12 protein-coding genes are annotated in these 13,071 nt (G+C 42.4%); 8 read left to right on the top strand and 4 right to left on the bottom strand.

The features are described from left to right. Positions 1-25 precede the first annotated feature (25 nt). The 5 genes from INP83_RS06070 (at position 26) to INP83_RS06050 (ending at position 4,769) form a co-directional block, all read left to right on the top strand. Entirely contained in the window at positions 26-541 is a 516-nt protein-coding gene (locus INP83_RS06070) for a DUF2480 family protein (protein ID WP_219126701.1), read from the top strand. Between the two features lie 34 nt (positions 542-575). After that, positions 576-1,358, top strand: coding sequence for a DUF3108 domain-containing protein (locus tag INP83_RS06065; RefSeq protein ID WP_219126700.1), 783 nt, complete (start codon positions 576-578; stop codon positions 1,356-1,358). 9 nt (positions 1,359-1,367) lie between these two features. Beyond that, positions 1,368-1,931, top strand: coding sequence for a DUF3109 family protein (locus tag INP83_RS06060; RefSeq protein WP_219127583.1), 564 nt, complete (start codon positions 1,368-1,370; stop codon positions 1,929-1,931). Positions 1,932-2,006: 75 nt separating this feature from the next. Next, positions 2,007-3,143 carry a GDP-mannose 4,6-dehydratase gene (gene gmd, locus INP83_RS06055; protein WP_219126699.1) on the top strand — a complete coding sequence of 379 codons (1,137 nt, stop codon included), beginning with the start codon at positions 2,007-2,009 and terminating at the stop codon, positions 3,141-3,143. A gap of 12 nt (positions 3,144-3,155) precedes the next feature. Continuing rightward, positions 3,156-4,769, top strand: coding sequence for a capsule assembly Wzi family protein (locus tag INP83_RS06050; protein WP_219126698.1), 1,614 nt, complete (start codon positions 3,156-3,158; stop codon positions 4,767-4,769). Positions 4,770-4,834: 65 nt separating this feature from the next. Here the strand turns inward: INP83_RS06050 and INP83_RS06045 are convergent, their stop codons facing one another. Then, positions 4,835-5,320 carry a hypothetical protein gene (locus INP83_RS06045; protein ID WP_219126697.1) on the bottom strand — a complete coding sequence of 162 codons (486 nt, stop codon included), beginning with the start codon at positions 5,318-5,320 and terminating at the stop codon, positions 4,835-4,837. Continuing rightward, complete coding sequence (gene tilS / locus INP83_RS06040) at positions 5,317-6,651, bottom strand: tRNA lysidine(34) synthetase TilS (protein ID WP_219126696.1); 1,335 nt, start codon at positions 6,649-6,651, stop codon at positions 5,317-5,319. Before tilS ends, INP83_RS06045 begins: the two co-directional genes overlap by 4 nt. A gap of 49 nt (positions 6,652-6,700) precedes the next feature. Here tilS and INP83_RS06035 point away from each other — a divergent pair, with 49 nt between their 5' ends. Next, positions 6,701-9,292 (top strand): OstA-like protein, encoded by a 2,592-nt coding sequence (locus INP83_RS06035; RefSeq protein WP_219126695.1) that lies wholly within the window; start codon positions 6,701-6,703, stop codon positions 9,290-9,292. Here INP83_RS06035 and rdgB read toward each other — a convergent pair. Both rdgB and INP83_RS06025 read right to left on the bottom strand, forming a co-directional pair. Beyond that, complete coding sequence (gene rdgB, locus INP83_RS06030; protein ID WP_219126694.1) at positions 9,289-9,870, bottom strand: RdgB/HAM1 family non-canonical purine NTP pyrophosphatase; 582 nt, start codon at positions 9,868-9,870, stop codon at positions 9,289-9,291. The two genes, INP83_RS06035 and rdgB, sit on opposite strands and share 4 nt — an antisense overlap. Position 9,871: 1 nt before the next feature. After that, positions 9,872-10,489, bottom strand: coding sequence for a hypothetical protein (locus INP83_RS06025; protein WP_219126693.1), 618 nt, complete (start codon positions 10,487-10,489; stop codon positions 9,872-9,874). 152 nt (positions 10,490-10,641) lie between these two features. On the opposite strand from INP83_RS06025, the gene INP83_RS06020 reads away from it, so the two are divergent. Continuing rightward, positions 10,642-12,063: a peptidylprolyl isomerase gene (locus tag INP83_RS06020; protein WP_219126692.1), complete on the top strand. Its 1,422-nt coding sequence runs from the start codon at positions 10,642-10,644 to the stop codon at positions 12,061-12,063. Position 12,064: 1 nt separating this feature from the next. Next, on the top strand, positions 12,065-13,027 hold the full coding sequence (locus tag INP83_RS06015; protein ID WP_219126691.1) for a MoxR family ATPase: 963 nt from the start codon (positions 12,065-12,067) through the stop codon (positions 13,025-13,027). Positions 13,028-13,071: the final 44 nt, after the last annotated feature.

Raw genomic sequence — 13,071 nt, 5'->3', positions numbered from 1 at the left:
TTATTTAGAACAGGTACTATCAGATATGGAAATACAGGAAAATATCATCAATAAAGTTGCGCAAAGCGGTTTGGTCACCTTAGATCCTGCGCAATTTTATGTTGCAGGCGAGCGGGTGGTTTATGATATTAAAGAAAATCTGTTCCACGGGCTCATCCTTAGGGAAAAAGATTTCCGTGAGTTTGTGAAGAGCCATGATTGGGCACAATACCAGGATAAGTATGTGGCCGTAACCTGTACTGCAGATGCTATAGTACCTGCCTGGGCTTACATGCTGTTAGCCAACAAAATGGCACCTTACGCAAAAGAAGTTGTATTTGGTGATGCAGATGTTTTAGAAACGGTGCTATTTGTAAAGGCAGTGAAAGACTTGGATGTTGAACAATATCGCGATCAGCGCATTGTAATAAAAGGCTGTGGTGACGTGCCAGTACCTGTGTCGGCGTATGTTGAATTGACGCAGAAATTAACACTCGTTGTTAAAAGCCTGATGTTTGGCGAACCATGTTCAACAGTGCCCATCTACAAGCGCCGGGATTAAACCGTAGCATGCTAACTGCGTCTAAAACGATTAAATGAAGAAATTTATAAGCGCCCTGTTATTAATACTATGCAATACAGCGGGCGCGTGGGCGCAAGAGCAGGTTACCAAAACAAAAGAGGTAGCCTTTAAAGCGGGAGAGCAGATAACCTACAAATTGCGATACGGTTTTTTAAGTGCTGCAGAAACGGTTATTAAGGTTGAAGATAGTCCGCTAAAGTTTGAGGGGCGGCCAGTTTTACATATCAACGCACAAGCCAAAACCCTGGGCACATTTAACTTTTTGTTTAATGTAAGAAACGAGTACCACAGTTATATAGATCCTGCCACCCTACTTCCGTATTATTACTGGGAAAACAGAAAAGAGGCCAAGTACCGCCACACTGATAAAGTAACTTTTGACAGGCAAAAGAATATCATAACTGCCGATAAGGGGCAATTCCCTTTTAAAGGAGATGTGTTCGATTTCCTATCGTGCTACTACTACGCGCGAAACATTGATATAACAGGATTAAAAGTAGGCGATGTTTTAACCCTTAGATATTTCCTGGAGGATGGCATTCACCCACTTACCATCACTTACCTTGGCAAGGAACAGACTAAATGCAACCTTGGCACCTTCAACTGTTTAAAATTTAGCCCTACAATAATTCCCGGGCGTATATTTAAAAAGAACAGTAAGCTATATTTGTGGATCACTGATGATAAGAACCGTATCCCGGTTAAGGCCAACGTTGAGATAGTTGTAGGTAGCTTAACCATGGATCTCACACAGGCAAGCGGCTTAAAATATCCGCTTAATCCTGTAAAAAAATAATATTTTATGATGATAGAAGTTGGCAGCGTGCTGGTGCATGAAGATGTAGTATCAAATAACTTTGTTTGCAACCTAAATAAATGCAAAGGTGCCTGCTGCCTTGAAGGCGATTCTGGTGCCCCACTTAACCATAATGAATTGCAAATACTCAAGGATATTTATCCTAAAGTAAAGCCATACATGACAAGCAAGGGCATTGCTACCATTGAAGCAATAGGTACCCACGTAACTGATTTTGAAGGCGATTACACCACGCCTTGTGTTGATACCAATAAAGAGTGCGCCTACGTTACCTGGGAGAACGGGATTACTAAATGCGCTATTGAGAAAGCTTACGAAGCCGGCGATATTGATTGGCAAAAACCTATTTCCTGCCATTTATATCCCATCCGCATTACGGCATACCCTGAGTTTGATGTTTTAAATTACGACCGCTGGAGTATTTGCAGCCCTGCCTGCACCTTTGGCGATGAGCTGAAGGTACGCGTGCATGAATTTTTAAAGGGGCCGCTTACCCGCAAATACGGCGAAGAATGGTATCGCGAACTGGAAGAAGCCGTAGAACATCTTTAAGCACTACCATCCACTGCTGGTTTTTACAAGCTTTTACAATTAATTTAATAATATTGCACTTTCTAAAGTTTGTAAATGAAAAAAGCTTTGATAACCGGCATAACAGGACAAGATGGTGCCTACTTAGCTGAATTTTTACTAAAAAAAGGATATGAGGTACATGGCGTTAAACGCCGTGCATCATCTTTTAACACAGATAGGATAGACCACCTTTATCATGATCCGCATGAGAACGGTGCACGATTTTTTCTGCATTACGGTGACCTAACTGATTCTATGAACTTAACCAGGCTGATACAGGAAATTCAGCCCGATGAGATATATAATTTGGGTGCGCAAAGCCACGTTAAAGTGAGCTTTGACTCGCCCGAGTATACTGCCAACGCCGATGGCATTGGCGTATTGCGTATATTGGAAGCTATACGTTTATTAGGTTTAACTGATAAAACAAGGCTTTATCAGGCATCAACATCAGAACTTTATGGCTTGGTGCAACACGTGCCGCAGAGCGAGACCACGCCTTTTTACCCGCGATCCCCTTATGCGGTTGCTAAGCTATATGGCTACTGGATAATTGTAAACTATCGCGAGGCGTATAACATGTATGCTTGTAATGGCATCCTGTTCAATCATGAGAGCCCTATACGTGGGGAAACTTTTGTTACCCGCAAGATCACCCGCGCTGTTGCAAAAATAAGTTTGGGCCTGCAGGATTGCATGTATATGGGCAACCTTGATGCCAGGCGCGACTGGGGCCACGCTAAAGATTACATTGTAGCCATGTGGCTGATGTTGCAGCAGGATGAACCGCAGGATTATGTTATTGCAACCGGTATTACCACAACCGTTCGCGATTTTATAAGAATGGCATTTGGCGAATTGGGTATAGAGATTGAATTTAGCGGAAAAGACGAGAATGAGAAAGGCGTTATAATTGATATTGATCAAGATAAAGCAATCTCGCTTGGTCTTAATACCGATGCTCTTAAATTTGGGCAAACCATTGTAAGGGTTGATTCAAAATATTTCCGCCCAACTGAGGTCGACCTGCTTATAGGTGATCCTTCAAACGCTAAAAATGAATTAGGCTGGGAATTAACATATGACCTCCAGGCCTTGGTTACAGATATGGTGCAGTCAGACCTGCATCTCGCCAAAAAAGATGAATACATGAAGAATGGCGGCTTCAAAACTTTAAATTACTTTGAATAGTAAGACTTTTCTATGAAAAAAATATTTATCAGCATCAGCTTGTTGTTGGCTGCGGCCGGGGTAGCACGCGCTCAGGCGGTTTACCAACCTTATTCCTACCAATTCTATCAGAAGTTTGATGCGGATATCTACTCTACTAAAACAAGGATACATTCGGCTGTACAGTCCTATTTTATAACCGATTCATTACTGCGACGCAGATATGATTCTATCATGAATTATGGTACAGGAAAGTATGACAACGTTTTTTTAAGGAAGCTCTTTAATGAGCATCAAATAGATGTAAAAGGCCAAAACTCTACATTTTATGCTGATCTTTTACCTGATTTTGTTATCGGGCGAGATTTTGCCCAAAAACAAAATCTGTGGCAAAGTTCTTTAGGCCTGCAGGTTGGCGGTACCGTAAGTGATAAATTTTTCTATAATGTTACCGGTTATCTTAACCGTGCTGAGGTACCAGACTATATCTCAACATATGTGCGGCAGGTAGGTATAATGCCTGGTATGGCTTACGCAGGCACATTTAACAACAACCATCGAGCTTACGGTTGGGACTACATAACTGCAATTGCATCTTACACGCCTAATAAATACTTAAACATCACCGCCGGGCGCGATAAAACTTTTATAGGTGACGGCTACCGCTCATTGCTTCTGTCTGATTACGCCTCACCCTACCCCTTCCTGAAATTAACTGGAAATTTGGGCAACGTAACTTACATGGCTATGTGGGCACGTTTTGATGACCCGGCAAGTACAAGCGATCAGTTTACCGACCGTGCCAAATGGGGCGTTTTCCATTATTTAGACTGGAATATCAGTAAACGTTTATCTATCGGTTTCTTTGATTCTGTTATTTGGGGTGATGTTGATGACGAGGGGCATAAACACGGGTTTGATTTTAATTATATTAATCCGATCATTTTCCTTCGCCCGGTTGAAGCTGCAAACGGCTCACCTGATAATGCACTTATTGGATTTACTTCAAAATACAAAATTACCGATGGCGTAACAGCCTACGGCCAATTCTCCCTTGATGAATTTCAAGCAAAAGAGTTTTTTCAGAACACCGGAAGTGTGCGTAATAAATTTGGATATCAGTTAGGCTTAAGAGGTGCAAACCTGTTTGGAATTAAAAACCTTAATTACCTGGTAGAACACAATACAGTTAGGCCTTATACTTTTAGCGAAAGAGCATCTATCCTAAATTACTCTGCTAACAGCGAACCATTAGCCCATCCCTGGGGTGCTAATTTCCGTGAAGTACTTGGATTGTTAAATTATTCTTACAAACGCTTCAACCTTATGGGCGAAGTAGATTACGGACGTTATGGGTTAGACGTTGATGGTGACAATTACGGAAAAGATATTTTTCAACCGTATACAAAACCTGTGCATCAGGATAACAACATTATCGGCCAGGGATTAACCACTAACATGATCTACCTGCAAGGCAAGGTAAGCTACATGCTTAATCCAAAATATAATTTACGCCTCGAGCTTGGCGGAATCTATCGTAACGAAAAAAACAGCCAGTTTAACGATAAAACTGGCATGATAACTTTTGGCGTCCGCAGCTCATTCAGGAATATTTATACTGATCTCGCCAGCTACAAAACGCATTGAATTTAACTTTCATAAACAACAAAGGCAGCTAATGGCTGCCTTTGTTGTTTATTGAGCATTTCCTATCAGGCTTCTTTCATCTCTGCCTTAATAGCTCTTAAAAATTCGTTGGCATGTTGCGAACCGATAATGTAGATTAAACCATCCCTGTCTGTAAGGTGTAAGGCATCGTTACCGGCTGCGTAAAAACGAATTGTTCCTTTGGTGTGCAGATTGTAAACCGGGTTGTTAAAAAGGTAACGACTGTAAGTTCCCTTCTCTACTTTAATAATGCTGTTCAGGTCTATCTTAACACGCCGGGTTGACCATAAGCCATCTAAAAGCACACTTTTGTTTTTCACAGTAGTACTAAAGTGCAACAGAAAACCCATGATAATGGATATGATGATAATGACAAAGCCAACAATGGCCAGCAGATCGCCATTACGCTCGCGCTCATCGGTAAAAAAATACGCGGCAAAGCAAAATAGCGCCAGCACCAGCCTGATGGTTATAGGTATCCACTCGCGGCCAAGGTATTGCTTTTCTACAAAAACGGCTTTTTCACTCATATTTTAAACAATTCGAATATAGTAACTTTTTTGGTTGAAGCGCTCACTTTGTATTTGTCGTTTAACCTGTAGCCACCTATCCACATAATATCTCCGTTTCCGTTTATTAATAATGGAACAGTTTTCTTTACATGTAACGGCACTTTTTGCTGGATCAGGAAATCGCTTAGCTTTTGCCTCGTTTTCATCCCCAGGGGATAGAATGTATCACCTTGCTGCCATCTTCTTATTTTAAGCGGATAAATTAATTTATATGCATCGATAGAAACAGCCAGTGGATTATCACGTACTATAATAGGGCTATCATCATGGAGAATATTGATGCGGTAGTTGCCCCATTTTCGTTCATGGTCTGTTTCATTAAAGATAATATCATCAGGCTCCATATCATTCCTCCCAGTTATAATGATATCCTGCCTGTCCACTACAAGGTTGTGTGTGGGGCTTTCAAATCTACGTCCGGAATGCTTGTGCAATGCGGTCAGCAGGTCATCAACCGTACCTTCGGTAAAGTTAAAGCGCTGCAGCAATTTAAAAAGCAGCAATCGTTTTGGTGACAGGTGATTAATCTTTTCTATTGAAATGCTTGTATTATCCCCATGAGAAACCAGCAGTTCGTTGGCCAACAAATTTACCTGGTTATCCAACAGCATCTCCAGTTCCCTAAACGTACGCAGGTTATTTTCAAACGTTGCCTCAAGGTTGGGGTTAAGGTCCTTTAAAACAGGTATAACCTTATGCCTTAATTTATTTCGCGCATACTTTGTTGATGCGTTGGAAGCATCTTCCACATAATTTAAACCTTCGGCCTCTACTATGGTCTGTATCTCATCCCGCGAAAGAAAAAGCAACGGGCGCACAAGATTGCCATTAACCGGCAAAATACCGTGTAAGCCAGCTATGCCTGTACCCCGGGTAAGGTTTAACAATATAGTCTCGATCGTATCGTTTTGATGGTGAGCAAGTGCAACGGCATCAAAACCATGTTGCAGGCGCAATTGTTCAAACCATTGGTAACGCAGATCTCGGGCAGCCATCTGGATAGATACTTTATGCTCGCGAGCATATTGAGCTGTATCAAAGTTGATGGTATGGAACTGAACGCCGAGGTTAATAGCCATTTGTTTGGTAAAATGCTGGTCGGCATCAGCATCAGCACCGCGAAGCATAAAGTTGCAATGGGCTATGGCAAAATTGTAACTTGCTGCTTTGAGCAGGTGCGCCATTAACACGGAATCCATGCCTCCGCTTACTGCTGCGAGCACTTTATCGGCGGGCTTAAAAAGCCTGTTTTGTTCAACAAAATCAATAAAGCGTTTAACCGGCAGCATGGCCAAAATTATTAATTTAATAAGCCCCGCAAAAAACTAATTTTGCAACGTGATAAAATACATCCTTAGCGCTCTACTTTTACTGCTAACCTCAACAGTTTCAGCACAGAAAAAAAAATCTGTTGTTAAGCTGATCTCGTCAAAAAATAGCCAGTTAGTAAAAATTAACGGCAAGGATGTGGTTAAGGTTTTCCAGGGTGTTTTTACGCAGGATTTTTCTACCATGCGATCAGACAGCGGATACTTCTACGCACAGGATAACGCCTTTGATGCATTTGGCAATGTGCATATCACCCAGGGCGATACACTAAACATCTATTCAGATAAACTCAATTACAACGGCAACACCAAAATAGCTATTCTTACAGATAATGTGCGCATGGTTGATAAAGATGCAATACTTACAACCAATTACCTTACTTATAATACGGCAACACGCATAGGAACATATACAGGTGGTGGTAAACTGATAAACAAGGACAATACGCTTACCAGCAAAAACGGCTATTATTTTGCCTACTCGCGCGATTCATATTTCAGGTACAATGTGGTTTTAGTTACACCGGATGCCCTGATAAAGACCGACACGCTGCGGTACAACACTGGCAGCCGCATTGCTTTCTTTTACGGGCCTACCAACATTTACGATACTAAGCAAAAAAAAGATACCCTTTATACGGAGAACGGCACTTACAATACGGCAACGGAGCAAGCTTTTTTTGGTAAGAAGAACCTTTACAAGCAGGATACCAAGACCCTTACCGGCGACAGCTTATTTTATGATAGGGCACAGGGATATGGCAGGGCTATAAAAAACATCGTGTTTAAGGATAAAAAACAAAACATGACGCTTAAAGGCCAACTGGCCGATTACTACCGCGCTACGGAACGTGTTGTTGTTACGCAAGACCCATACGTGATAATTGTAACAGAGCAGAAAGACACTACCCAAACAGATACCACCCCGGTTAAGATAGTCCCAGCAAAAGGATCAAAAGTTTCTTCAAAGGAGCAAACCAATATTATTAAAAACGCAGCCGCCAACGTGCCAAAGAATGGTGTACCGCTTAAATCGCTGCCCATTCCAAATCAAGATTCGGTAAAATCAGATACGGCAGGTATAAAGAACATTGTAAAAAAGGCTGTAACACAGGCAGGCAGCTTGGTAAAGAAGGCAGACCTATTAGCAGTAAAGCCTCCTGCTGGTACAATGTCGGTAAAATCGCTGTCCGGCCAAAAGGCTGCTGATACCACCAAGAACAAGACTATCGTTGCGCCACCTCAAAAAATTAAGCGTGATTCGGTATTTATTTCTGCCGATACGCTTGAATCGCAGATGGTGACCTTTAAGGATTACAAGGCTATGCAGGCCAAACCAGTACGTGATACCACTGCGAAGGCAAAAAAGAAATCTTCCGTCAATAGCAAAACTTTGATCTATCTGCCGCCATGGCAACGCAGAGATACTTCTCTTATAATCCATCGCGATTACTTTGCTGCTATGCTTAAGGCCAGAGCGGATTCGGCAGCAGCTAAAGCTGCAAAAAATAAATCTGTTGCGGCGAGCAAAAACGGTGTTACCAGTGCGAACGGCAAGGTTGCCGCAAAGCAGCCGAAAGCAGGCGGCGATGGTAGCGCACCAAGAGATGATGACGAGGATCTGGATCAGGATCCGCTGTTTTACACACCACCGCTGGCATTAAAAGATACCGCCAGGATACGGATCGTAAAAGCTTATCACAACGCTAAGATGTTCAAGTCTGACCTGCAGGCTAAGTCCGATTCAATGTTCTACAGTTATGCAGATTCTACCTTACGCATGTATGTGAACCCGATACTGTGGGCGCAAAACTCACAGCTATCGGGAGATACCATAATGGTGCAAATGAAAAATAAAAAGATGGATAACCTAACCATGTATCCGTCATCGTTTATAGTCAACATAGAAGAAGGCGATTCCACGCATTTTAACCAGGTTGCGGGCAAGCGCATGAAAGGGTATTTTCTGAATGATAAGCTCGACAGGATGTTTGTGGTAGGCAATGCTGAGAGTATCTATTTTAGCCGTGACAGTTTAAAAAAAGTTGACGGTATGCAGCGATCTGTAAGCAGCCGCATGCGGGTTCATTTTAAGAACAACAAAGCGTCAACCATCGTATTCTTGACAAAGCCGGAACACCGTTATGGGCCGCTGTCGAAATTTACGGAGGAAGACAAGGTATTAAAAGGTTTTATCTGGAAACCGAAGGAACGCCCTGCATCAAAAGAAGCTATCCTTCCATCCTACCGCCGTAAGATGGAAGCGCGTAATCCAACATCAAAAAAACCTGCTGTTGCTAAACTGGGTACTAAGCCAACAGGAACCAGGACATTAGATTCACTACGCAATAAACCACCTTTGAGTGCACCGGCAACTAACACGTCGGGCAAATCAAAAACAACGGTTGGCAAAAGCAACAAACAGACTGTGCCTGCAAATAACACCACCGATAGCGTAAAGGTAAAGGTGCCGGTTAGAATAAACACCGACACTACAAACGTGGTACCTGCGCCAATACAAAACAGGCAGCGTGAAGATAACACCTCACCACTGGCGCCTAAAAACATTAAGAAGGATACGGTAGTTACAAAGCAGCTTTAGTTTTGCTCCTTTAAAAATGCTACCAATTTAGCCACAGCCTGCCCGCGGTGACTAATAGCATTCTTTTCGTCCACGGTCATCTCGGCAAGGGTAATATCGTAACCATCCGGCTCAAATATCGGGTCGTAACCGAAACCTTTGTTGCCGCTAAGTTCCTGCCTGATGGTACCTTCTAAAACGCCTTTAAAAAAATGCTCGTCACCGTTCCATATCAGCGATATAACCGAGCGAAAACGAGCCCTGCGATCTGTTTGGCCGTATAGTTTCTGCAGCACAAGGCTGTTGTTGGCATCATGGTCGCCATGTTTGCCTGCGTAACGTGCAGAATATATACCGGGCCCACCATTTAAAGCATTTATCTCCAATCCACTATCGTCACCAAAACAATTGAGTCCGTAATGCTCAAATATGTAATGGCTCTTAATAGATGCATTTTCGTAGAATGTATGGCCGGTTTCAGCAATATCATCCTGGCAGCCTATTTCATTCAGGGTAACCAGTTTCAGCTTATCACCTACTTTGGCGGCTACTTCTTCAAGTTTATGTTTATTGTTGGTGGCAAAAACTAACTGTTGCATATTAAAGCGATTTCATTTGTTCCCAAAAAGCTTTCTTATTATCGTTACTGCTCATCATTTCATCAAAGCTAAAACTGTACAGTACGTGTATCTTTTTCCCCTGCACGGGTTTATTTAAAGGCAGGTTTCCTATTCCTTGTGGCAAGGCATCTTCCCCCATGATCAACAACCTCGTGGGATTGTAATGGCTCACTAAATCGGAAAGTTTTACCGGAGCGATACTATTTAAATTTTGTATCGCTACATCTTTAAGCGTTAAACCCTTCCTTGCAAGTATGCTTTCCAGTGCAGTTAAGTGCCCGGCAGCTATATATTCTTCATTAGCGTAGTTTACCAAGATCAAAAACTGTTTTTGATTGCTGCCCAAGTACTTAAATCCGGTGTTTTCCGTTTGTTTAATAGTTTGAACCGCGGCAGGGTTTGCGGTGGTTTGTTGTTCTGAAACTTTAGGAGTTTGATTATCCGTGAACTCGCCTAAGCTAACGACATCTGGTGATAACGGTAGTTGCGCTTCCTTATCCTCTGATGTAATATCGCTTACAGCAAGCCTATCCTGCGGCAGCAGAATCAGATCTTCCTGCAATATAAAGCGGTAGGCTTGTGGATACTCAACTCTCATATTTTAACAAATTTTAACCAAAAATACCTATTTGGGTTGAAGCTTTATGAGCATATTCGCACAACGGTTCAATTATACATTAATATTGATAAATTTTACCGAAATTTGCATACTTACGGAGCCACTCTCCCGCTTTTAGTTTATAACATTACATGAGAAAATTAGGACTTTCCCTTTTAAATATACTGTTGATTATCACTGTTGCCAATGCACAGCAAAAACGCACGCTTGATAAAATTGCGGCTGTTGTGGGTAGCAGTATAGTTTTACAATCTGACGTAGAACTACAGTACGCACAATATATTGTTAGCGGCCAGCAGCCAAACCCAAGCATTAAATGCCTTATACTGCAAAACCAGCTTACCCAAAAGCTTTTGGCACAACAGGCGGTTATTGATAGTGTGCAGGTAAAAGATGATGAGGTAGATAACGAGGTAGACAGGCGTATGCGTTCGTTTTTACAACGCGCTGGCGGGCAGGAGCAATTGGAACAGTTCCTGGGCCGTTCTATCATCCAGTACAAAGATGAGATGCGCCCGGATATAAAAGAGTCTTTAGTGGCCCAGCGTATGCGCGCCAAGATCACTGAAAAGGTAAATGTTACGCCTTTAGATGTGAAAAACTATTTTGATAAGATATCTAAAGACAGTATCCCGACTTACAATAAGGAAGTAGAAGTTGGCGAAATCGTTTTCCAACCTAAACTTTCAAAAGAAGAGAAAGAATCGGCACGTAAAAAAATAACTGATCTGCGCGAGCGCGTTAAAAAGGGCGAAGATTTTGCGAACCTCGCCAGGATTTATTCACAAGATGGTTCTGCACAGCAAGGTGGCGATCTTGGTTTCTTTGACCGCCAGCAAATGGCCAAAGAATTCACCGCCAACGCTTTCAGACTTAAAGCAGGTGAGATTTCGCCTGTATTTGAAACAGAATTTGGTTTCCACTTTTTGCAGGTGATAGAACGCCGTGGCGAACAAGTACACGCAAGGCACATCATTATCATTCCTACCATTACCGAAGCAAGTCTTGATCGTGCACATAGTACTGCAGATAGTGTTTACAAATCATTACTTGCCATGAAGAAACTGGATTTCTCAAGTGCTGCAGCATTTTACTCGGATGATAAAGAAACCAAGTATAACGGTGGTATGATGTTGAATGCTGAGAACGTACAGACCCGTACAACTTTTATCCCAACCGATAAGCTTGATCCGCAAATTGCGCTTGTGGTTGATACCATGAAAGTGGGTAGCATTTCAAAACCTCAGCTGTTTACTGATCCTCAAACTAATAAAAAGAGCTACAAGATACTTTACCTTAAATCAGCCGTTAATGCTCATAAAGCTAACATGGAGCAAGACTTTGCCAAGCTGAAAGATGCAGCCATGAACGATAAGCTTAATCGCACTATTGCACAGTGGTTTGAAAAACGCCGTAAAGAAACCTACATCAAAATAGATCCGGGATATCAGAGCTGTGACGTGTTGAAAGGATGGCTGCCTGCAGCATCTGCAAAAACTACGGCAAGCGTGGCTGATGCAACTCCTGCTAAAACCGCCACCACCAACAAATAATATGCAATACCGCTCAGAGGTTGAGGCCGCTGATGCATTGAAAAGTGCTTATCAGGAAATACGTGCCGAAATAAGTAAGGTTATAGTTGGGCAGGATGAGGTGATCAAGTTTGTGCTCATCTCTATCTTCAGCAACGGCCATTGTCTTTTAGTTGGTGTGCCTGGCCTTGCCAAAACCTTACTGGTGCAAACCGTAGCACAGGTATTAGACCTTGATTTTAAACGCATACAATTTACACCCGACCTGATGCCATCTGATATTATCGGATCGGAGATTTTGGGTGAAGACCGCAATTTTAAGTTTATCAAAGGCCCGGTATTTTCTAACATCATCTTGGCTGATGAGATAAACCGTACGCCGCCTAAAACCCAGGCCGCACTGCTTGAGGCCATGCAGGAAAAAGCGGTAACAGCCGCTGGCATTACCCATACTTTAAGTAAGCCATTTTTCGTGTTGGCAACTCAAAACCCCATTGAACAGGAAGGCACTTATCCACTGCCTGAAGCGCAATTAGACCGTTTTATGTTCAACGTTACGCTTGGCTACCCATCATTTAAGGAAGAGCTTGAAGTAGTTAAAAACACCACAGGTACGGTTAAAGCAAGTGTTAACAAAAAGCTTAATGCAGAGCAGATAACTTATTTTCAGCAATTGGTAAGGAACATTCCCGTGAGCGACAATGTGCTGGAATACGCCGTGAAACTGGTTGGTAAAACACGCCCCAACGGCGAGTTGGCCACACCACAAATAAAACGCCTGCTTAACTGGGGCGCAGGCCCGCGGGCGTCACAATTTCTGATACTTGGGGCAAAATGCCATGCTGTTTTAAACGGTAAATACTCTCCTGATATTGAAGATGTACGTGCAGTAGCCAAACCTATCTTAAGCCATCGCATAGTTCGTAGCTACCATGCCGAAGCCGATGGCTTATCTGCAAATGACATCATTGAGCAGCTATTCTAAATCTTAGCGTTTAAATAACGTCAACAAAAAAGTCCTGATAATTT

Origin of the sequence: Mucilaginibacter sp. 21P, from assembly GCF_019331605.1 — a bacterium.
GTDB classification, from domain to species: Bacteria; Bacteroidota; Bacteroidia; order Sphingobacteriales; family Sphingobacteriaceae; genus Mucilaginibacter; species Mucilaginibacter achroorhodeus.
Note: the sequence above shows the minus strand (reverse complement) of the source record. Positions and strands in the feature narration are given on the sequence as shown.

Coding starts and splice junctions, on each gene's coding strand:
- INP83_RS06070 (WP_219126701.1), top strand. CDS start 26: ATGGAAATACAGGAAAATATCATCAATAAAGTTGCGCAAAGCGGTTTG.
- INP83_RS06065 (WP_219126700.1), top strand. CDS start 576: ATGAAGAAATTTATAAGCGCCCTGTTATTAATACTATGCAATACAGCG.
- INP83_RS06060 (WP_219127583.1), top strand. CDS start 1,368: ATGATAGAAGTTGGCAGCGTGCTGGTGCATGAAGATGTAGTATCAAAT.
- gmd (WP_219126699.1), top strand. CDS start 2,007: ATGAAAAAAGCTTTGATAACCGGCATAACAGGACAAGATGGTGCCTAC.
- INP83_RS06050 (WP_219126698.1), top strand. CDS start 3,156: ATGAAAAAAATATTTATCAGCATCAGCTTGTTGTTGGCTGCGGCCGGG.
- INP83_RS06045 (WP_219126697.1), bottom strand. CDS start 5,320: ATGAGTGAAAAAGCCGTTTTTGTAGAAAAGCAATACCTTGGCCGCGAG.
- tilS (WP_219126696.1), bottom strand. CDS start 6,651: ATGCTGCCGGTTAAACGCTTTATTGATTTTGTTGAACAAAACAGGCTT.
- rdgB (WP_219126694.1), bottom strand. CDS start 9,870: ATGCAACAGTTAGTTTTTGCCACCAACAATAAACATAAACTTGAAGAA.
- INP83_RS06025 (WP_219126693.1), bottom strand. CDS start 10,489: ATGAGAGTTGAGTATCCACAAGCCTACCGCTTTATATTGCAGGAAGAT.
- INP83_RS06020 (WP_219126692.1), top strand. CDS start 10,642: ATGAGAAAATTAGGACTTTCCCTTTTAAATATACTGTTGATTATCACT.
- INP83_RS06015 (WP_219126691.1), top strand. CDS start 12,065: ATGCAATACCGCTCAGAGGTTGAGGCCGCTGATGCATTGAAAAGTGCT.